This window comes from Pseudomonas sp. UMAB-08, assembly GCF_900095225.1.
GTDB lineage: Bacteria > Pseudomonadota > Gammaproteobacteria > Pseudomonadales > Pseudomonadaceae > Aquipseudomonas.
On the sequence record NZ_LT607417.1, the window covers coordinates 305,617 to 326,652 of the forward strand.

17 protein-coding genes are annotated in these 21,036 nt (G+C 59.2%); 4 read left to right on the forward strand and 13 right to left on the reverse strand.

Annotated elements, in window-relative coordinates; translation table 11 throughout:
• Positions 1-261: 261 nt before the first annotated feature.
• From K0F75_RS09310 to K0F75_RS09345, 8 genes are all read right to left on the reverse strand, one after another.
• Complete coding sequence (locus K0F75_RS09310; RefSeq protein ID WP_219061692.1) at positions 262-1,620, reverse strand: DUF1329 domain-containing protein; 1,359 nt, start codon at positions 1,618-1,620, stop codon at positions 262-264.
• 32 nt (positions 1,621-1,652) lie between these two features.
• Positions 1,653-3,662 carry a DUF1302 domain-containing protein gene (locus tag K0F75_RS09315; RefSeq protein ID WP_219061583.1) on the reverse strand — a complete coding sequence of 670 codons (2,010 nt, stop codon included), beginning with the start codon at positions 3,660-3,662 and terminating at the stop codon, positions 1,653-1,655.
• Between the two features lie 419 nt (positions 3,663-4,081).
• Entirely contained in the window at positions 4,082-6,739 is a 2,658-nt protein-coding gene (pepN, locus tag K0F75_RS09320) for an aminopeptidase N (RefSeq protein WP_219061584.1), read from the reverse strand.
• Between the two features lie 10 nt (positions 6,740-6,749).
• Positions 6,750-7,580: a DUF2797 domain-containing protein gene (locus K0F75_RS09325; protein WP_219061585.1), complete on the reverse strand. Its 831-nt coding sequence runs from the start codon at positions 7,578-7,580 to the stop codon at positions 6,750-6,752.
• Complete coding sequence (locus tag K0F75_RS09330; RefSeq protein ID WP_219061586.1) at positions 7,577-7,837, reverse strand: YeaC family protein; 261 nt, start codon at positions 7,835-7,837, stop codon at positions 7,577-7,579. The genes K0F75_RS09325 and K0F75_RS09330 overlap by 4 nt, the downstream gene beginning before the upstream one ends.
• A gap of 27 nt (positions 7,838-7,864) precedes the next feature.
• The gene (locus K0F75_RS09335) at positions 7,865-8,734 is read right to left on the reverse strand and encodes a rhomboid family intramembrane serine protease (RefSeq protein ID WP_219061587.1); all 870 of its coding nucleotides are present in this window, start codon (positions 8,732-8,734) and stop codon (positions 7,865-7,867) included.
• The gene (locus K0F75_RS09340) at positions 8,731-9,702 is read right to left on the reverse strand and encodes a metallophosphoesterase (RefSeq protein WP_219061588.1); all 972 of its coding nucleotides are present in this window, start codon (positions 9,700-9,702) and stop codon (positions 8,731-8,733) included. The genes K0F75_RS09335 and K0F75_RS09340 overlap by 4 nt, the downstream gene beginning before the upstream one ends.
• Positions 9,702-10,592 (reverse strand): NAD(+) kinase, encoded by an 891-nt coding sequence (locus K0F75_RS09345; protein ID WP_219061589.1) that lies wholly within the window; start codon positions 10,590-10,592, stop codon positions 9,702-9,704. Before K0F75_RS09345 ends, K0F75_RS09340 begins: the two co-directional genes overlap by 1 nt.
• A 144-nt stretch (positions 10,593-10,736) precedes the next feature.
• Between K0F75_RS09345 and K0F75_RS09350 the strand changes: the two genes are divergently transcribed.
• Positions 10,737-11,726, forward strand: coding sequence for a DUF1853 family protein (locus tag K0F75_RS09350; protein ID WP_219061590.1), 990 nt, complete (start codon positions 10,737-10,739; stop codon positions 11,724-11,726).
• Between the two features lie 33 nt (positions 11,727-11,759).
• Here the strand turns inward: K0F75_RS09350 and K0F75_RS09355 are convergent, their stop codons facing one another.
• The 4 genes from K0F75_RS09355 to K0F75_RS09370 form a co-directional block, all read right to left on the reverse strand.
• Positions 11,760-12,977 carry an MFS transporter gene (locus tag K0F75_RS09355; protein ID WP_219061591.1) on the reverse strand — a complete coding sequence of 406 codons (1,218 nt, stop codon included), beginning with the start codon at positions 12,975-12,977 and terminating at the stop codon, positions 11,760-11,762.
• Positions 12,978-13,164: 187 nt separating this feature from the next.
• Positions 13,165-14,508: an MFS transporter gene (locus K0F75_RS09360; RefSeq protein WP_219061592.1), complete on the reverse strand. Its 1,344-nt coding sequence runs from the start codon at positions 14,506-14,508 to the stop codon at positions 13,165-13,167.
• Positions 14,509-14,658: 150 nt separating this feature from the next.
• Positions 14,659-15,588, reverse strand: coding sequence for a 1-aminocyclopropane-1-carboxylate deaminase/D-cysteine desulfhydrase (locus tag K0F75_RS09365; protein WP_219061593.1), 930 nt, complete (start codon positions 15,586-15,588; stop codon positions 14,659-14,661).
• A 103-nt stretch (positions 15,589-15,691) separates the two neighbouring features.
• On the reverse strand, positions 15,692-17,728 hold the full coding sequence (locus K0F75_RS09370) for an NADPH-dependent 2,4-dienoyl-CoA reductase (RefSeq protein ID WP_219061594.1): 2,037 nt from the start codon (positions 17,726-17,728) through the stop codon (positions 15,692-15,694).
• Between the two features lie 241 nt (positions 17,729-17,969).
• On the opposite strand from K0F75_RS09370, the gene K0F75_RS09375 reads away from it, so the two are divergent.
• A complete protein-coding gene (locus tag K0F75_RS09375) occupies positions 17,970-19,115 on the forward strand; it encodes a carbon-nitrogen hydrolase family protein (protein ID WP_219061595.1) in 1,146 nt (381 codons plus the stop codon).
• A 4-nt stretch (positions 19,116-19,119) separates the two neighbouring features.
• Positions 19,120-20,160, forward strand: a complete 1,041-nt coding sequence (locus K0F75_RS09380; protein ID WP_219061596.1) for an AraC family transcriptional regulator — start codon at positions 19,120-19,122, stop codon at positions 20,158-20,160.
• 3 nt (positions 20,161-20,163) lie between these two features.
• Here the strand turns inward: K0F75_RS09380 and K0F75_RS09385 are convergent, their stop codons facing one another.
• A complete protein-coding gene (locus tag K0F75_RS09385) occupies positions 20,164-20,301 on the reverse strand; it encodes a hypothetical protein (RefSeq protein ID WP_219061700.1) in 138 nt (45 codons plus the stop codon).
• A 264-nt stretch (positions 20,302-20,565) separates the two neighbouring features.
• On the opposite strand from K0F75_RS09385, the gene K0F75_RS09390 reads away from it, so the two are divergent.
• A partial coding sequence (locus tag K0F75_RS09390) for a pyridoxal-phosphate dependent enzyme (RefSeq protein WP_219061693.1) occupies positions 20,566-21,036 on the forward strand: 471 nt, incomplete at its 3' end.

Sequence of the window (21,036 nt, forward strand, 5' to 3'; positions counted from 1 at the left end):
CCGCTCTAGAAAAACCCTTTGGAAGCAGACCTATCCTATCCAGCTTTAGAAACGTATGACAATCGACATGACGTTATCTTTTGTTAAGCCGGGCGTGCGTGATTGATGGCTTATTCGTTTGCCTGATGACCGAGGTGCGAGCAGACATACCGTACCGACAAGGGCACATCTGATCGCAAGCCTGCGCATCCCGGCAGATCGCGTATCTCTGGGGTGGCACGCGAGACTGCGATGAAGGGGCCAGCGCAGTCTCGCCGCCCCCTACCGGGTACCGCGCCGGCGCAAGGCCGCGGGTGTGAACTCGCTTTCCTCAGGGCTGATCTGGCTGAAGTCGATGGTATTGGGCTCCTCGTTGTCCAGGTTCTGCACGTGATAGCGACGGGCCTGAAGATCGTGGAACACATCCAGTGCGGACCAGGTGGTGGGCAGCTCGTAGAAGTTCTTCAGGTAGGCCATCGATACCCGCCACAACTCACCGCGGCTGTCGTACTGATCGACCACCGCCGCTTGCCAGCTGTCCTCGTCCAGATACAAGGTCCGCTTGGAGTAGATGTGCCGTGCGTTGGGTTTGAGCGTGCCCTCCACCACCCACACCCGATGCAACTCGTGACGCGTATAGGCAGGGTTCAGATGGCCCGTCTGCAACAACTGCTTGTAGCTGACCTCAGGGCTGGACACCTTGTAATTGTTGTAAGGGATGTAAATTTCCTTCTTGCCCATCAGCTTCCAGTCGTAACGGTCCGGCGAGCCGTTGAACATGTCGGTGTCATCAGCCGTGCGCAAACCGTCGGCAGCGGGGATGGGCGTGTCATAAGCCAGATTCGGCGCGCGTCGCACCCTGCGCTGGCCGGCGTTATACGCCCAGGCCTGACGCGGTTCCTTAACCTGATCAAGGGTTTCATGCACCAGCACCGCAGAACCGGCAAGGCGCGCCGGGCTTTTGGTGAACGACAGGTAATAGAACATCACGTTGCCCAAGCCGGCGTACGAGCCATCGGGTTCATAGAACTTGAACTTGGCCTCCTGCTGCGACGTGATCGGACTGAAACTGCCATTACGCTGTACAGCCACTTCCGACGCACGACGCACCACATAGGTACCGCGGTAGCGGGCAATGTGGTTCCAGAGCGCTTCAACCCCGCTTTGCGGCATCGGGAACGGAATACCTCCGTATGCATCGACAAAGCCGTTGCCGCCACTGATCAATTTGGCGCTGCCGGCGTTCTTGCGGGTGTTGTCATAAACCCATTGCGGCGCCGCCCCGCTACGGCGAGTGGTGTAAACCGGCATCTGGTAGCTGTTCGGGTATGCCTCGAACATCGCGATCTGGCCCGGCGTCAGGCTTGCTTTGTATTGATCCAGATTGGCCTTGGTGATCGTGAACAACGGCGTGTCTGTGCCAAAGGGATCGACATGCGGTTTGCCGGGGCCTTTGTAACCCGCAGGCGCTTGGGTGAGACCACCACTCCAGGCCGGAATGGTGCCCGCAGCGTTGCCAGCCTTTTCAGCACCCAATGGGGTCAGGCTTTTATCCCATGCAGCAGCGTCCGCGGCCTGGGCAGTGTTGGCCGTCAGCGTCAGGACAAAGGCGACTGCCATTGACCGATGCGTCTTGAGCATCTGTTTCATGAACATCTGCGCTCTCCTTGATTTCAAAACGAATATTTGACGTTCAACCCGATGTTGTCCCGGTCGCGAATGGCACTGTTCTGCCCTGCCCCATAGAATTCGGTGTACTGCAGCTCCGCTTCCAGGCGGTTCTGGTAGCTGGCCCTGACGCCGAGGGTGTAAGCCTTGCGTCCCTCGATAAAGTTGCCGGTCTGGTGGGAGTTGCCCTCGAAGTCATCCTTGTAGATCACGAAGGGCGACAGGTTGACCCCCGCATACGCATCGTTCCAGGTGCCCTGGAGCATCAACGTGTAGCCAAAAGCGTTTTTGTTGACCTGATCGTTCCGGTCATGGCCGTTGATGTACGGAACGTTGCCGCGGCTGGAGTAATAGCGGGTGCTGCCATCCCAAGCGGTATATTTCAAGCTGCTACCGCGCAAGTGCTCGGAAGACAGCTCGGCGACGCCGGTCAACGAATCAAAGCTCATTCGTGGGCCGAAGTTGTAGATGGTGCCCAATGAGGTGTTGAACATTTCGACGCGCTCGGCGTTATGGATCTTGTCCCCCAGCCCCACGTCATTGCCGCCGATATTGACGTGGGCACCCGAGGCCATTTGGGGGGCCTGCATCAGCAAATCGCCGAGCAAATCGCTGGTGGTGGCGATACCGATCGGCATGTTCGGCCGATAAGCCAGTTCCCCGAACAACGAGGCGTCACCCAGCGTCGTGTTGAAGCTGACACCGAACATGCGGATGTCTTCAGCGTATTCGCGACGCCCCTGGACCTGATTGGCGACGTCCATGGTGGCTATCCCGCCCACCGCAGAGGTCAGGGTGCTGCGATAGGCCTGGGCCAGTGGCGAATTGGGGGCGGCAGCCAGGGCAGCCTGCAATTGCGCCACGCTGATACCGGCCTGCGCGGCCACCGCCTGTTGAATCGCAGGTGTGGTCGCCGCGGTCAGTTCGGCCAGATTCAACCCGCTGTAGCTGCCCAGGTCCGCGTAAATGGTCGGTTCCTTGGCGTGGTAGTTGACGAAGTAGAAGCCGAACTCGGTGGCGTTGAGCTGTTCGGCCAGATAGCGGAAAGCCACGCCGTATTGCCCGTCATTTTTTGCGTTGATATCCGGCCCGATAGAGGCCACTTTGAAATTGCCGACGGCGTCAGCACCACCCCCGCCTTGCAGGCCCCCGGCACCCGCGGCACTGAGGCCCTGATACAAACCGTTGAGTGCAGTCAACTGCGGCATCACCGCATAGGCCGTATTACCGCCATCGGCAAACAGGTCGGTCTCCGAAAAATAGGTGCCTACCGGATCAACCTGGGTTTCCTTCCAGTTGAATTGGTAAAAGGTTTCCATCGACAGGTTGTCGCTCAACCCCACGTTGAAGTTCAGCGCCTCGATGGGCACCAGTACCTCCTTGAGTTCAGAGCCCGGCAAACGGAATTGCGCAGCATTGATCGGGTTGGTGGTGTTGACTCCACCTCGATAGAACAGCCCTTCGCCCCAATTGAATACTTGTCGGCCCAGACGCGCCGTCAGCGGCAAATCACCGATCTCCCAATTACCGTAGACATAAGCATCGAGAATTTGCGCATCGCGCCCGGCACTGTGACGAGTGTCATAGGTGAAGCTGTTGTTATCCGGAAAGTTCTGACTGGGTTGCGACGGGTTATTGCTACCGGAGTAATCGGTACGTTTATCCATAATCCGTGTGTCATAAAACGCTGAGCCGCGTACGAAAGCTCCATAGTTCTTGTAGGAAACTTCCAAGTCGCTCGTAACTTTATAAACTTCCGAAACCAATCCGGTATCAAAATTACGATTACCGTCATTGATATTGACGTCATCATTAGTTTTGTCCTGGCCTTGCACTCGCCACAACTGACCATAAGACAATGTGGTATCGAACGAGCCTTTGATTTCATCATCGGCAAAACTGAACTCGACAGCCTCGACCTCGACGCCGCCCAGCAAGGGCAAAAGCCCAGCCAAGGTGAAGCCCGCAACCTTTGGCGCGAAACGCAGCCGCGCACTGAAAGGTCTCATCTCCATAATGACTTGCTCCCTGAAGTTACTTATTTTTATACATTAATTATTTCCATAAGAAACATCCCTTTAGCTTGTAGGAAATTTCACAAGTTAAACGTACGCGAGCCGCTTTCAAGTTGAAAACCCGCAACCCGGATGCCAAATGTAATAATAAAAGCGAGGATAAGTGTTACAGAACAAAAAACCAATCATTAAAGCAATAACATGCGCAGCTCAACGCGCAGGGAATATCCCGAGGAGTGTTTCAGGAGAGAATACAATCCGACACACCCCTAAAAGTTAGTAACTGAATGTAAGTTATCCGCCCGAGACAGACAGCCAATATTTTCTTTACGCAATAAAAAAGTGCTACCCCATTGTTTGCGGGTAACACTTTTCAGAGGGGACTTTCTGTTATGCCCTTTGCTGGCGAAGGCGATGAATCAAGCCAGACTTTTGCTCACCACCTCATACACGTCGCTCGACAGATCGCCCGAAGCACGGATGCGCTCCAGTTCGGCCTTCATCAGCGCCTGACGGGCGCTGTCGTATTTGCGCCAGCGTGTCAGCGGTGCCAATTGGCGCGAGGCGATCTGTGGGTTGAAGGCGTTCAGTTGAATCACCAGGTCCGCCAGGAAGCGATAGCCCGAGCCATCCGCCGCATGGAAGTTGATCAGGTTCTGACCGGCGAACGCGCCGACCAACGCACGAACCTTGTTCGGGTTTTTCATCGTGAAGGCCGGGTGCGTCATCAACGCTTTAACCCGTTGCAGGCCACCGGGCAAGGTGCTTGCAGCCTGGACGCTGAACCATTGGTCCATGACCAGCGGGTTGTCTTTGAAGTTGTCGGCGAACGTGGCCAGGGCCTTGGCTTTCTCTTCGGCGAATGGCGAGTTCACCAACACCGCGAGTGCGGTCAAGCGCTCGGTCATGTTGTCGCAGGTATCGAATTGCTCAAGGCACGCCGCGAGCACCTGCGGTTTGCCACTGAGCATCAGGTACGACAGGGCGATATTTTGCAGGCCACGACGGGCAAAATGCTCGGCCTCGGCGACATAAGCGGTCTTTTTCGACAGCGCGCGGTTTGCCTGATAACGCTGCCACAAGCCTTCGAACAAGCTGTCGGCCAATTGCTTGCGGGCAAACTCGCGGGCGGCATGGATCGCGTCCACGTCGGCGACTTCGCTGATTTCTGTCAGGTAGGCCTCGCCCGGCAACGACAGCATCTCGGCGACCATGGCCTGATCAAGCTGATCGTCAGCCAGCACGCTGTTCAACGCAGTGACCAGACGCTGATCAAGCACCAGGGCCTCACCCTTCTGGTGTTGGCCGATCAATTCCTGCAGCACCTGTACCGACAGCTGCTGCCCGGCTTCCCAGCGATTGAAGCCGTCGCTGTCATGCTGCATCAGGAACATCAGTTGATCGCGGTTGTACGGGAAGCTCAGTTTTACCGGCGCCGAGAAACCACGCAGCAACGACGGCAGCGGCTTTTCAGCGATGTCGACGAAGGTGAAGGTCTGCTCGGCTTCGCTCACCGAAATCACCCGCGAGGTACCCGCCGCCGCTGCTTCGCCGGACAGGCGCAAGGCGATTTCGCCGCCCTGTGCATCCAGCAACCCGAGTTCCACCGGGATCACGAAGGGTTGTTTTTCCTGCTTGTCCGGGGTCGCCGGGTAGCTTTGGCGGAAGGTCAGGCTGTAGGTTTTCGCCGCGCTGTCATACGCCTCGCTGACCGCCAACCGTGGGGTGCCCGCCTGGCTGTACCAGCGTTTGAACTGGGTCAACTCGACGCTGTTGGCGTCTTCCATGGCTTTGATGAAGTCGTCACAGGTCACGGCCTGACCATCATGGCGCTCGAAGTACAGGTCGCTGCCTTTACGGAAGCCCTCGGTACCGAGCAAGGTGCGCAGCATTCGCACCACTTCCGAGCCCTTTTCGTACACGGTCAGGGTATAGAAGTTGGAAATCTCGATGAAGCTGGCCGGGCGCACGGCGTGGGCCATCGGGCCGGCATCTTCGGCGAACTGGTGGGTACGCAGGTAAGCGACATCTTCGATGCGTTTGACCGTGCGCGAGTTCATGTCGGCCGAGAACTCAGCGTCACGGAAGACCGTGAAGCCTTCCTTGAGCGACAGCTGGAACCAGTCGCGGCAGGTCACGCGGTTGCCCGACCAGTTGTGGAAATATTCGTGGGCGACCACCGCTTCGACCCGCTGGTGCGCGGCATCGGTGGCGGTTTCGGCACGGGCCAGCACACAGCTGGAGTTGAAGATGTTGAGGCCCTTGTTCTCCATCGCGCCCATGTTGAAGTCGTTGACCGCTACGATCATGAAGATGTCCAGGTCGTATTCACGACCGTAGGTCTCTTCGTCCCAGCGCATGGACTTCTTCAGGCTGTTCATGGCGTGTTGGCACTTGTCGACGTTTTCAGGCTCGACATAAATGCGCAGTGTCACGTCGCGCTGGTTCATGGTGGTGAACACATCTTCGATGCACCACAGATCACCGGCCACCAGCGCGAACAGGTACGCCGGTTTCATGAACGGATCTTCCCAGGTCGCCCAATGCCGACCGTCTTCTCCCGGACCACTGGCAATCGGGTTACCGTTGGACAACAGCACCGGATAGCTGTGCTGCTCGGCGCTTACGGTGGTGGTGAACTTGCTCATCACGTCAGGGCGGTCGAGGTAATAGGTGATCTTGCGAAAGCCTTCGGCCTCGCACTGGGTGCAGAACATGCCGCTGGACTTGTACAGGCCTTCCAGCGCGGTATTGGTTTCCGGGTGGATCCGTACCGAGGTGTCGAGAGTGAACTTCGCAGCCTTGGGTTGCACGCTCAGGTGATCGGGGGTCTGTTGGTAGTCGCCAATACCCAGTTCAGTGTCGTCGAGCTTGAGCGACAGCAGTTCGAGCAACTGCCCGTCCAGTACCAGCGGCGGCAAACCGGCACCGCGCGCCGGGTTGCGACGCATCACCAGTTGCGCATGGACCAGGGTGTGGTCCTCGAACAGTTCGAAGGTCAGGTGCGTCTCGTCAATGAGGTACTCAGGCGCCTGATAGTCTTTCAGATAGATCATTTTCGGTTGTTCTGTGCGCATGCTGGAGTCCTTACTGATGCACGGCGAGCTGATAAGCCGTGTATTTACGAATATTGATCACGCCGGTATCGAAGATCAGGTACTGCCCCTTGATCCCCATCAGCGTGCCTTCAGCGATCGGGTTCTTGTCCAGGTTGAAGCTGACGATCTTGGTCGGATAAGCCTCGACCGGGTAACGAATGTCAATCGGCTCGACGTCATGCAAGAGTTGGACGGCCTGCAGGCCGAATCGTTCTTGCAAGCCGAGCAAGCCTTCGCCGCAGGTGTCGAACAGTTGCTGGCGAACGGCTTTAAGGTCCACCGGCGGGGCATCGCCCTTGAGCAAGGCGCGCCAGTTGGTACGGTCGGCCACCTGACTGCGCAACAGGTCTTCGACGAAACCGGACTGCTGACGCGTCGCGACGCGCACAATCGGCACCGCCTGACTGGCACCCTGATCGAGCCAGCGGGTGGGCAACTGCGTGGCGCGGGTGATGCCGACCTTGACCCCGGAAGAGTTGGCCAGATAAACCACATGATCGGTCATGCAGAACTGCTCGCCCCATGCCGGATCACGGCAGGTACCGTGTTCGTAGTGGCATTTCTCCGGGCTCATGATGCAGATATCGCATTGCGCCAGTTTGGTCATGCACGGGTAGCAATACCCTTGGCTGAAGCTGGTCTTGGTCTTGCGCCCGCAATGGGTGCAATTGATCGCGCCCAGGTATTCCAGGCGCACGGTCTTGCCGATCATGGGGTTGACCGGTATGTCCGCGTCACCCAGACGAAAACCGTACTGCACTAAGGGCGCGTCCAGGCGCACCGACATTTTGCTGATTGCACCGCGGCCAATCTCGATCAATGGATAGCATCCGATTTGAACAGGATGTTAGGCACTGTTATCGATTTTGAGCTGCATTCCTGCGGCCCCATGTAGCCGGTGCGTTGTTCCTCGGGCAAGTTCTGGACTTCCCAGGCGATCAACGCTTGCAGGGACAACTCACGCTGCTCCTGGGACAGCTTGCGACCGTCGGACCACTTGCCGATTTCCACTGCCAATTTCAGGCTTTGGTAAATGTCCGGGGTAATGTTTTCGATCATTTCAACAAAAGAGGACATACCACTCTCCACAGTAAGGACGCAATTTTAACCAGCCCGGCGAGCTAAAGCTCCGCCTACAAGGCCCGTAATACAACCGATGATCAGGCCGCCGACATGAGCGCCGTTGGCGATGGCGCCGAAGCCCAGCATGCTGATCAGACCCGACAGGCACAGCAGCAGCCAGACCAACATCATGATCAGCACGCCACGGGGCAGACGATAAACAGGGTTCGGCGCCAGCCACTGGAAGATCCAGCAATGGCCGAGCAAGCCGTAGAGCACTCCCGACAGACCACCAAACAGGGTCGGCCCACTGACCAGATATTGGGTGTAGTTGGACACCAGGCTGAACAGCAACGTCAGCCCGAGCAAGTGCCAACTGCCCTCGCGCGACTCGATCCGCCGCCCCAGTTCCCAGTACCACATGCCGTTCATCGCCAGATGGAGAATACCGAAATGCACCAGCATCGGTGTGACCAGCCGCCACCACTGCCCCGCTGCCAGACTGTCGGCCAGTGGCATGAAGGTGATGTAGTCACCCCGCACGCGGAAGTCGAGAAAAGTCAGCCAGCTCAGGGTGTCGAACTGATCACCGAGCAGGGTAACGGCGCCCACCACCAGGCACAGCAGCAACACCAGGGTTGTAACCGGGCTGTTGCGCAATTGTTGGACAAAGCCAGGCCGGGCGTAGGTAGCCCCCAGCTCGGCAGCGGGCAATTCGTAGGTAGGATCGCCTTCGGGGAAGCGTTGATACAGCACTCGAATGTCATCTGCCAACTGCGCATTTGGCACCCACAAGACTTGCTCGCCCGCCTCTTCACTGACGCGATGAGGCACGCGCAGACGTCGCAACAAGCCGACGAAGCCGCTCAAATCAGTGGTCAACGGCAAGCGTAGTACTGCAACAGGACTCATTGCACAGCCTCTGGACGTTCAACATCGACCCAGACGAATTTGCGTGGGTCGATGCAGGTTTCCTGGTCCAGCCGATAGGCGACCAGTTTGCCGTAAAGCACGGCGCTGTAATCCAGACAGGCCAGGTTCGGCCGGATTGGGGCGGGGTTGCCACTGCGCCAATAATGACCCACGAACAGCAAGGGCTCGTCGATGCCGTAGCGTAACAAGGCATTTTTTTCGAGAGGCGACAACGGTGTCTTCGCGACCAGATCCGGCAAGGCGTCCGGCTGAAACACGACGTCGCCGTACGTTTGCGGGTCGTCTTCCCAGAACTTGGTGCGGAAAAACGCACGGGTCAGGCCATCGCCGCCGGTCAGGGTCAGGCCATGCGGCAGGCGCATGTCTGTCCCACGCAGCAGACGGTCGAAAACGTTGCTGGCGAAACTGCCTGGCTCGGCGGATGCCTGAACAAAGTGCTCATCAATGCAACCGTCGCTGTACTGCGCCCGCAGCGGCTCGATCAAACCCGCGTCCCAACAGGCGTGAACCATGCGAAACCGGCCGGCATCGATAAACAGCGGCATCGTGTAGAACCACGCGAGGAAGTCATGCCAGTCCTGAGGATGCTGGTCGAACTGGCTCAGGGTTTCCTCAAGCAGCCGCGCGTGACGCGGTGTATGTTCGCGCACGAATTGCTTGTGGCTGCCCGGCAAAGCCGGCGTGCTCCAGCCCAGCGCATTGAATTCATGGTTGCCCATGATGCAGTGGGCCTGACCCGCTTCGACCATGTCATGAACGATGTGCAGTGCTTCGCGGATCCGCGGGCCACGGTCGATGATGTCGCCAAGAAACAGCGCGATACGTTCAGGGTGGCGCCAGACGCCCGCCTGAAAACGGTAACCGAGGGTGTCGAGCAAGTGCTCAAGGGTATGGGCACAACCATGCACGTCACCGATCAGATCATAGCTACGCGCGGGATCGAGCATCAATCGCCTCCACCACCGAGCCGGCTGCCCCAGCCAAGCTTGGTGCGGCAGACTTCGTAATAATTGTGATCCAGAGGATGAATCAGCCGCAGCTTTTGCGGCTTCTTGCTGATGTTGATCGTATCACCGGGCGCGCAGGTGAAATGGTTCTGCCCGTCACACGAGACTTGCGGGTAGATCTGCATGTCTTTGGACACGACGATCTTCAATTCGCTGTTGCCATCGACCACGATCGGCCGGCCCGACAGGGTGTGCGGGTACATCGGCACAATGACGATAGCGTCGAGTTTGGGGTGCATGATCGGCCCGCCCGCCGAGAGCGCGTAGGCAGTCGAGCCGGTCGGCGTGGCAACGATCAGGCCGTCGGCCTTCTGGCTGCAGACGAACTGGCCGTCGATATACAGCTCGAACTCGATCATCCGTGTCGATTTGCCGGGGTGCAGCACCACGTCGTTGAGCGCATCCCCCTGACCGATGGCGTCGCCATGGCGCCGCACTTCAGCCTGCAGCAGGAAGCGATTCTCCACCAGATAGTGGCCGTCGAGCACTTCGGCGACTTTCACTTCCAGCTCGTCGGGACGGATATCGGTGAGGAACCCCAGGCTGCCCCGGTTGATCCCCAGCACCGGCACGTTATGACGCGCCAAGGCCCGGGCGGCACCCAGAAGGCTGCCATCACCGCCGACGACGATGACCATGTCGCAGACTTCGCCGAGCATTTTACGCGTCGATGTCTGTAGACCATGCCCCGGCAAGACTTCGGCGATGGTGTCTTCGAGGATCACGTGCATGTGCCGCTCGAGCAGAAACGCCTTCAGTCGGCGAACGGTATCAAGCACCTGCGAACTGCCGAGGCGACCAATGATGCCGATATTGCGAAATTGCTCCATGGGGCTCCTGCGGGATTCGATACGACTCAAAGAAAGCGATTATGGGTGAAAGGCCTGCCCAGCGGCAAACCGGCGCGGATTATTTGCCTGCCCGGCCATCCTCGCGAATGACGCAACCCCGTCAACACAGGCTATTCTCGCTGAATGACTTTATTCCCGAGCCTACTCGACCTGCCCCGCCAGTTGCGCCACCCCGAAGTGCGCGACCTGGCGTGGGTCATCCTCGCGCCGCCGATGCTCGCCGAAACGCCCTGGCCGCAACGTCACCCATTGACCGGCAGTGATTGGGTGCAGGCGCCGCACGTGCTGGCCGACTGGTTATTGCGCCTGGATCAGAACAGCAGCGCCCTGAATCACTGGCTGGCACTGGGCGCCACCCGACGCCTGGGTCTGTATTACGAGCGGCTTTGGCAATTTGCCGTGCAGCAGGCACCCGGCGTTGAAATGATCGCCGCCAATTTACCCATTCGCCTGGCCGGTCACACGCTGGGGGAGCTGGACATGCTCCTGCGTGACCGGGACGGCGTGCACCACGTGGAGTTGGCGATCAAACTCTATCTGGGGCCGCAACGGGGCAATGGCAAGGACCCCGCACAATGGCTGGGACCGGGTTGTCATGACCGGCTGGACCGCAAGCTCGCGCACCTGAGCCAGCACCAACTGCCGATCTCGGCACGACCCGAAGCCCGTGAAGCCCTTGATGCGCTGGACATTCGCCAGTTCAGCGCTGAACTGTGGCTGGGGGGTTACCTGCTTTATCCATGGCCCGGAAAAGCACAATCACCGGCGGGCGCGCACCGTCAGCACCTGAACGGACGCTGGCTGCATCAGCATGACTGGCCGGATTTCATCGCGCAAAGCCCCGCAGGCCGCTGGCAACCCCTGCCGCGCCATGCCTGGCTGGCCCCGGCTCATTACAGCGAAGCGCAGACCTGGCAGGCCGATCAGTTGCAGGAGTGGCTGCTGCAACTGGACCCGCTGGCGCCAGCACAGCTCTTGGTGCGTTTGACCGAAAACGGTGGCGGCGATTGGGAAGAGGCCGAGCGCCTGTTTCTGGTCTCGGATCAGTGGCCCTATCTGGGGAACACCACTAATGCCGTCGCCTCAATCGCCGTGCCAATGCCGTCCGTCTGAGCGTTCGACCGGAATCTATGCAGTGATCGGTGATCAGACTTTCCTGGTGTTGGGCAACAGAACCGTAAAAATCCCCAGCAGTGGCAGGAACGAGCAAAGCGAGTACACGTAGATGATCCCGTGGATATCCGCCAGGTAACCGAGCAACGCCGCGCCAATCCCGCCGAAACCGAACATCAAGCCAAAGAACACCCCGGCGATCATCCCCACGTTGCCTGGCACCAGCTCTTGAGCAAACACCACAATGGCCGAAAACGCCGAGGCCAGAATGAAGCCGATGATCACGCTCAGCACGCTGGTCCAGAACAGGTCCGCGTAAGGCAGCATCAAGGTGAACGGCGCCACGCCAAGAATCGAGAACCAGATCACCGTTTTACGCCCGACTTTGTCGCCGATAGGGCCGCCAAAGAACGTACCGGCGGCCACCGCACCGAGAAACAGGAACAGGTGCAGTTGCGAGCTGGCCACCGACAGGTCGAATTTCTGGATCAGGTAAAACGTGAAATAACTGGTGAAACTGGCCATGTAGAAGTATTTGGAAAACACCAGAAAGCCGAGGACCATCAACGCGCCGATCACCCGGTTTTTCGACAGGCCGTGGGTCGCTTGCTGCCCTACCTTGAGTTTGAACAGGTTCAGGTGCGCGCGGTACCAGCGGCTGATCGCGTACAGCAAGCCGATGGCAAACACCGCAAACAGCCCGAACCAGGCGACATTGCCCTGACCAAACGGAATGATGATGGCGGCTGCCAGCAGAGGGCCAAATGCCGACCCTGCGTTGCCACCGACCTGAAAAGTGGACTGGGCCAGGCCAAAGCGGCCACCCGAGGCCAGTCGGGCGATACGCGACGCCTCCGGGTGAAACGTCGAAGAACCGACGCCGATCAATGCCGACGCCAGCAGAATGAGCGGAAAGCTGCCGACCATCGACAGCATGACAATCCCCACCAACGTACAAATAGCACCGGCCGGTAATAACAGCGGGTTCGGATGACGATCCGTGTAATAACCCACCCACGGCTGCAACAGCGATGCAGTGATCTGAAAGGTCAGGGTAATCAATCCAACCTGAGTGAAACTCAGCCCGTAATTGGCCTTGAGCATCGGATAGATCGACGGCAGTACTGCCTGAATCAGGTCGTTGATCAAATGCGCCAGGGCCACGGCACCAATGATGCGCATGACCAGCGGACTGCTTTGGCTCGCGGCCAAGGGCGGGACCGGGCTGGACTGAGTATTGCTGATAGCCATGAAGATCATCCGTAACAATGGGTATGCGCTTTACAACCGTGATTGCAAAGGATGCCGCCGACAGTGGCGGCGCCAATGTGCCACTTTTTAGCGCATGAATGCCATTTTTTGTTGCGGACTTTGCCTGGCAGGCAAGGTTTATTCTCCCTGATGCCAGTGCATCCAAAAGCATCAGTAGGGGTATTCGCTAAGCGACAGATCCCAGCGGCGACACTTCAAATTCATCTGAGCCATCAGCGCCGTGCAGTGAAATCTTCGATGTCTCCGGCAGCGCCAATCCACCCGCCAGCGCCAGCACCGCAACGGCCATCAGGTAAAAAGCCGGGGACAGGTTGCTACCGGTCGTGGTGATCAACCAGGTGGCAACCAGCGGCGCGGTACCGCCAAAAATCGTGTAGGCCATGTTGTAGGTAATCGCCGAGGCGGTGTAACGCGTACGTGTAGGGAACGTTTCGGAGAGCAAGGCCGCCGTGACCACACCACAGAGCACCGCCCCCACCGCCAACAACATCACGCCAATGATCGACGCAATGAACGAGCCGGAACTGGCCATCAGGAATGCGGGATACACCACCACAAGCAACAACACGCCAGCGCTCGCCATTGTCGCCCGCCGCCCGACCCTGTCGGAAAACATCCCGGCCAATGGGCAGATCGCCGCGGCAAAAATCAGCGCGATCACCGACACCAGCAATGCCGTGGCCCGGCTCAGGCCGCCTGCGACTTGCAGGTACGTGGCGAAGTAGGTGGTGAACATATAAAACGACAGCGCCGTCAGCGACACGAACGCGCCCAGGCAGCAGATCGCAGCACCGTGGGTACGCAAGGTTTCGCGTAATGGGGAATGGGCCACCGCCGCCTCATTGGCGACGGCCTGAAACGCCGGGGTTTCATCCAGCTTCCAGCGCAGATACAACCCGACCAGCCCCAACGGAGCCGCCAGCAGAAACGGTAAGCGCCAGCCCCAAGTGCTCATGGCATCCAGCGACAACGACGACTCCAGCGCATAGGCCACCACCGCCGCGCAGGCGAAGGCGGAGAACGTCGAGACCGGCACAAAGCTGCCATACCAGGCGCGTTGGGTGCGCGGTGCATGCTCCATCAGATAAGCACAGGCGCCTGCGTATTCGCCCCCGGCAGAAAACCCTTGGGCACAGCGGATCAAGGTCAACAACACCGGCGCCAGCACGCCAATTGCCGCGTAATTGGGCAGTACGCCGATCAGCGTGGTCGCACCCGCCATCAATAGAATGGTCAAGGCCAGGGTTTTCTTGCGCCCTACCCGGTCACCGAGCATGCCGAAGAAAATACCGCCCAAGGGCCGAAAAGCGAACGCCACGGCAAAGACAGCGAACGTCTTCAACAACGCGGCGCTGGGGTCACCGCTGGGGAAAAACTGCTGAGCGATAGTCGTCGCCAAAAAGCCGTACACCGCAAAGTCGAACCACTCGACGAAGTTGCCGATGGCCGCCGCACAGATCACGCGTCTCAAGGTAGCAGGGTCTACCGCCTTCATTGCTTGGGTTGTCATACTGACCTCGGCGCGCTCATCAGGAAGGTATCGATTACACGTTATCGATTATCGGGGCCGCGCCGAGATCTACTGACTCCAGAAGTGTCATCCGCGTACTCAGGGCCGACCCGTGACCGAATGAAGGTCGCAGGATTCATGCCATGAGAATCAGAGCGGGGTCCTCGCCTCCATCCCGCGCCGCCCCTGCAAGCCGCCGGAGTGCACAAAAATCAAGCGAGTGCCTCGGGCCAATAACCCCGCCGCCACCTGATCATGCAAAGCCAGTAGCGCTTTGCCGGTGTACAGCGGCTCCAGTGGCAGGCCGCTGTCGGCTTCGCTGGCGGAGATGAAGTCCAGCAAGTGCGGATCGGTCTTGGCAAAGCCACCGCGGCTCGCGTCCTGCAGGTAATAGCTGCAATGGCGCTCGTTAGCCTGCTCGATGACAGCAGAGACGTGCTCGGCGACACCGTGGTCGTCCGGCACCGCCAGCGCGCCATAGACCGGGTGGGCGCCTGCTTCGGCCAGGACCAGCCCGGCCAGGGTGGTTCCGGTGCCTGCCGCCAACCACCAGGCGTGATAGTCGTCCCAACCCAGTTGACTCAATTGGCGGCGCGCTTGAACCACCAAATCGGCACACCCCAAAGCACCGAGCAATCCACCGCCGCCTTCGGGTACCGGGTGCAGGTGCGGGTAACGGGCTTGCCATGGCAACCAGAAATCCGCCTGATGCCGAGCGCGATAACCGGCGTAACCCAGCCAGTGCAACTGCATGCCAAATGCTTGCAAATCAAGACTTGTCGGGGTGTCTTGCGCATGGCCGCGCAGCAGGCCGACGGTGGGAAAACCGAAGCGTTTGCCCGCGGCGGCCAAGGCATGCAGATGGTTGGAATGCGCACCACCCAGGCTGATCACGCCTTCAGCACCGGCCTCGGCTGCCGCCGCCAGATGATGAGTCAACTTGAACCACTTGTTGCCGGAAATCAGCGGGTCGATCAAGTCCAGACGCAGGACAGCCACCTCGACACCGGCCTGTTTTAGCCAGGGCAGATGCAAGGGTTCAAGGGGAGCGCTCGGTGGGCTGGGGAGTGGCGGGAACATTGCGATTGAGTCGGTGAACCAAAGAGGCCGCAGTCTAGCATTGCGGCCTCTTTGGTTTTTTCAGGCAGAGCGGCGACTCGGGTTCATTCGCGACAAAGGGGCATTAGAGCTCGGCCGCCAACCGCGAACCCTGATTGATCGCGCGCTTCGCGTCCAGTTCGGCAGCGACGTCCGCGCCGCCGATCAGGTGCACGTTCTGTCCGGCTTCGACCAAGCCGTCATACAGCTCGCGCAACGGGTCCTGACCCGCGCAAATGACAATGTTATCCACAGGCAAAAGCTGCGGTTCACCTTCACCGATGCGGATGTGCAAGCCTGCATCGTCGATGCTCAGGTATTCGACACCGTTGAGCATTTGCACCTGCTTGTTCTTCAAGCCCGTGCGATGAATCCAGCCAGTGGTTTTACCCAGGCCATCACCGACCTTGGTTTTCTTGCGCTGCAAGAGGAACACCTGACGCGCCGGAGCCTGCGGCTCGGCCTTGATTCCGGCGACGCCACCACGCGCTTCCAGCGTCGCGTCGATGCCCCACTCTTTCCAGAACGCAGCGCGATCAAGACTCGTGGACACACCCTTGTGCACCAAATATTCCGACACGTCGAAACCGATACCGCCCGCGCCGATCACTGCGACGCTTTTCCCTACTGGCTTACGCCCCAGAATCACGTCGAGGTAATTCAGCACTTTTTCATGCTCGACGCCGGGAATAGCCGGAGTACGCGGGGCAATGCCCGTCGCCAGAATTATCTCGTCGTAACCGGCACCCAGCAGATCGCTGACCGCCACCCGGGTGTTCAAGCAGACCTCGACACCCGTGGTTTGCAGCTTGCGAGAAAAATAGCGCAGGGTTTCGGAGAACTCTTCCTTGCCCGGCACCCGTTTGGCAACGTTGAACTGACCACCGATCTCGCTGGCAGAATCGAACAATGTCACCTGATGCCCACGCTCGGCGGCCACCGTTGCCGCAGCCAGACCGGCGGGACCAGCACCGATCACCGCGATTTTCTTGATCTGCTGCACGGGCAGGTAATTGAGCTCAGTCTCGTGGCAGGCGCGCGGATTGACCAGACAACTGGTCAATTTGCCACCGAATGTATGGTCCAGACAGGCCTGATTACAGCCGATGCAGGTGTTGATTTCGTCACTGCGACCGGCGGCGGCCTTGTTGACGAAATCCGCATCCGCCAGAAACGGCCGCGCCATGGACACCATGTCGGCATCGCCCTCGCTGAGGATCTGCTCTGCGATTTCCGGGGTGTTAATGCGGTTGGTGGTGATCAGCGGAATGCTCACCGAGCCGCGCAATTTAGCCGTGACCTTGCTGAAAGCCGCGCGCGGAACCTTGGTCGCGATGGTCGGGATTCGTGCCTCGTGCCAACCGATGCCGGTGTTGATCAGGGTTGCGCCAGCCGCCTCGATGGCTTTGGCCAACTGCACGATTTCTTCCCAGACGCTGCCACCTTCCACCAGATCGAGCATCGACAGGCGATAGATAATAATGAAGTTCGGGCCTACCGCCTCGCGCACGCGACGGACAATTTCCACTGGCAGGCGCATGCGATTTTCATAGCTACCGCCCCAGCGATCGGTGCGATGGTTGGTGTGAGAGGCCAGGAACTGGTTAATGAAATAACCTTCCGAGCCCATGATTTCAACGCCGTCGTACTCGGCGATCTGCGCCAGGGTCGAACAGGTGACGAAATCCTGAATTTGTTTTTCGATGCCCTCTTCGTCCAGCTCTTTGGGCTTGAACGGGTTGATCGGCGCCTGAATCGCGCTTGGAGCGACTTGCCGGGGGCTGTAGGCATAGCGTCCGGCGTGGAGGATCTGCATACAGATTTTGCCGCCCGCCTCGTGCACGGCCTTGGTGACGACGCGATGTTTGTCCGCTTCTTCAACCGTGGTCAACTTGGCCGCGCCGGAATACACCCCGCCTTCATCGTTGGGGCCGATACCGCCGGTCACCATCAGGCCAACACCACCACGGGCCCGCTCAGCGAAGTAAGCCGCCATGCGTTCGAATCCGCCGGGCTTTTCTTCAAGGCCTGTGTGCATCGAGCCCATCAGGGTGCGGTTGCGCAGCGTGGTGAATCCCAGATCCAGCGGGGCCAACAGGTGCGGGTAGAGAGCGGCGGCCATAGAAACTCCATCGAACGTCATCACGGATGCGGGGGCCTCTATGGGCTCCCGTCAATTATTCAGGCAGGAGGCAAACGCCACTGACCTGTTCATAGCGCAAACATTAAAGAGCCGCCCGGTCACACTCAATGACTGAAAGTGACAAATTATTGATCCAAACGTACAGCGAGGGTTGGCAAGCGCGGCTCATCGCCCTACCCTAGTCGGTGAATCCTGCTCACGGCTGCTCTCTGTGTCTCCCATGCGCAAAATTTTCAGTGTCTCCATTGCCCTGCTGCTGATCGCCATGATCACCGGTTATGCCATTTGGACCGGGCAACGCCCCGTAGGCCATTATCTTTCGGATCTGCGCATTCAACTGGCAGTGAATGACGGCCAACCCGGCGAGCGCGGCAACCTGCTGGGTATCCAGCCAGAGCTGTTCCCCACCGATTACCAAAGCCTCGAGCATCTGCACCGCAAGCTGGCGGCCTACCTGCAACAAGCCCGTGACCAAGGCCTGCTTAACGACAAAACCATCGTGGTGTTGCCTGAGCACATCGGTACCTGGCTGTTTGCCAGAGGCGAAAAAGATGAGTTGTATCAAGCCACGACGATCAATGAAGCCATGAACTGGCTGTCGGTCAGCAACCCCCTGCAATTCCTCAACGCGCTGATACGGGCCAAGGGCAGCAACCGGCTCGACGACGCTCATCTGCGCATGAAAGCACGGGCCATGGCCAAGGATTACCAGGCACTGTTCGGCGGTCTGGCCAAAGAGTTCGCCGTGACACTGGTGGCAGGCTCAATCGTTTTGCCCGAACCGAGCATCGATAACGGCCAACTGCACATCGGCGCAGGCCCTCTGTACAACAGCAGCCTGGTGTTCGGCAGCGACGGCCTGCCAATTGGCCAGCCGCAACGTCAGCTGTATCCGACGTTCGCGGAGCGCAATTACATCCAGCCAGCGACACCGGCTGCGCTGAATGTCGTCGACACCCCGGCCGGACGTCTGGGGGTGCTGATCGGCAGTGACAGCTGGTATCCGCGTAATTACGCACAATTGAACAACAACGGCGCCGAATTGATTGCCATACCGGCGTTCGTCGTGGGCCATGGCCTCTGGTCCAAACCCTGGCGGGGTTATAAAAGTGCCTCGACACCTGAGGGCGTCAGCCTCAAGCCGGGAGAAACCAGCGAAGGCGAAGCCTGGCGCCGCCTGACCCTGACTGGCCATGCAGCGGCCAGTACCGCACGTGCGGGGATCAGTGTGTTCATGCGTGGCCAGTTCTGGGATCAGGGCAGCTCCGGCGATAGTTTTGCCAATCGCCAAGGGCTGACCGGCACCGATCAAATCAGCGCCAACCAGCCTGGGCATGGTGCGCGCTTGATCAACCTCTGGCTGTGAGTCGATGACTTCGCCACGGGTGCGCTTGGGTGATTTGTCAGTAGGCTTCGTGCACAGCCTGGCCGACGCTGTGCGCAGTTTCGGCCAGGACCCGGAGCCGTTGCTGGAACAATACGGGCTGGACCCGGCACGCCTGGCTGAGCCGGGTGCACGCCTGTCGATCCCGCGCTACATGCGCCTTGGGCATGCCGCCATCCAGCTGACCGGCGAACCGGGGCTGGGCCTGCGCATGGGCCGGTTGAGTCGTATCAGCCAGGCAGGACTGGCGGGCGTCACTGCCGCGCAGGCGCCCACCGTGCGCGAGGCGGCACGCTGCCTGATCCGTTTTGAAGCGCTGTACGGTTCGAATTACCGAGGGCAGTCGAGCTTTCATGAGGACGCCCAAGGCGCATGGCTGCGTTTCTATTCCATCAGCCCGTACAACGCCTACAACCGCTTTGTGGTGGATTCGATTCTCGCCAGCTGGATTCAGCAGCTTTCAAGTCTGGCCGGTTGCCGCCTGCGGGCGGAAAAGGTCGACATCGAGTTTCCTGCGCCGGCCTACGCCGTGTCTTACAACGACTTGAGCGATAACCCTGTGAGTTTTGCTGCCGACATCAATCAACTGCGCCTGAGCCAGTCGAGCCTCGGGCTACGCAACCCGGACCACTGCCCCAGCACTTGGCGGCATTTGTTGCAATTGTGTGAGAAGGAACTGGAACAGCTCACCCGCACCCGCAGCCTGCGAGAGCGCATCACTCAGTTGCTCGGGCCGTTATTGAATGGGGGGCGGGAACCGAATCTGGAAGAAGTGGCCGCACGACTGAAGCTGCCGACCTGGACATTGCGTCGCAAATTGGCCGACGAAGGCACGCAGTTCCGCGCCATTCTCAATGACACCCGCCGCGACCTGGCGATGACCTATATCCGTGATACAGAGCTGGCCTTCGGTGAAATCGCCTACTTGCTCGGCTTTGCCTCGGCCGAGGCTTTTCAACGCGCCTTCAAACGCTGGAACGGGCACACCCCGGGAGAGTTCCGCCGCAGCCAGCGTCAAGCCGGTTGACGCTTACAGCTCGGTAGCGTCGTCGGCCGGTTCCAGTGGATCGAGTTCGAAGGCCTGATATTCAAGCAGTTCTTCCTGATATTCGTCCATTACGCATGCCCTCTTTGGCTGATGCTCACTGTTGGTTTTATTACTGACCACGGCCTTCACCTTAAAGTGCCAACGTGACGGAAAAATGAATGCATCGAACACCTCGACACGGCCTGTGCAGGCTTGACTTGCCTACGCCATCCGAAATAATCTTCGAGACATGAACCTGACCCCGCATGTCGTCCGCCCGATTATTATTACCGCCATTCCTATCTTGGCGGGCTAGCTGACGGCTGCACCCAACCCGCCCTCGAGGCGGGTTTTTTCTGTCTCCTGGGCAACACCTCTCGCACCAGGAGCCCATCAATGAGCGATTTGCTCAAGCAGTACGCCAAAAAAATCCTCACCTCGCGCGTCTACGACGTGGCCGTTGAAACCCCCTTGCAGCAGGCCCGCCAGCTGTCCGAGCGCCTCGGCAATCAGGTATTGCTCAAGCGCGAAGACTTGCAGCCGGTGTTCTCGTTCAAAATTCGCGGCGCGTACAACAAGCTGACGCAACTGAGCGAAGCCGAACGGGCCAAGGGCGTGGTCACCGCGTCGGCCGGCAATCACGCGCAGGGGCTGGCGCTGGCGGCCAAGGTATTGGGGGTCAAAGCCACCATCGTCATGCCCAAAACCACCCCCGAGATCAAGGTCGAAGGTGTGCGTTCACGCGGCGGCAAGGTGGTGTTGCACGGTGATTCGTTCCCCGAGGCGCTGGCGTTTTCCCTGAAGCTGGTCGAAGAAAAAGGCTACGTCTACGTCCACCCGTATGACGACCCGGACACCATTGCCGGGCAAGGCACC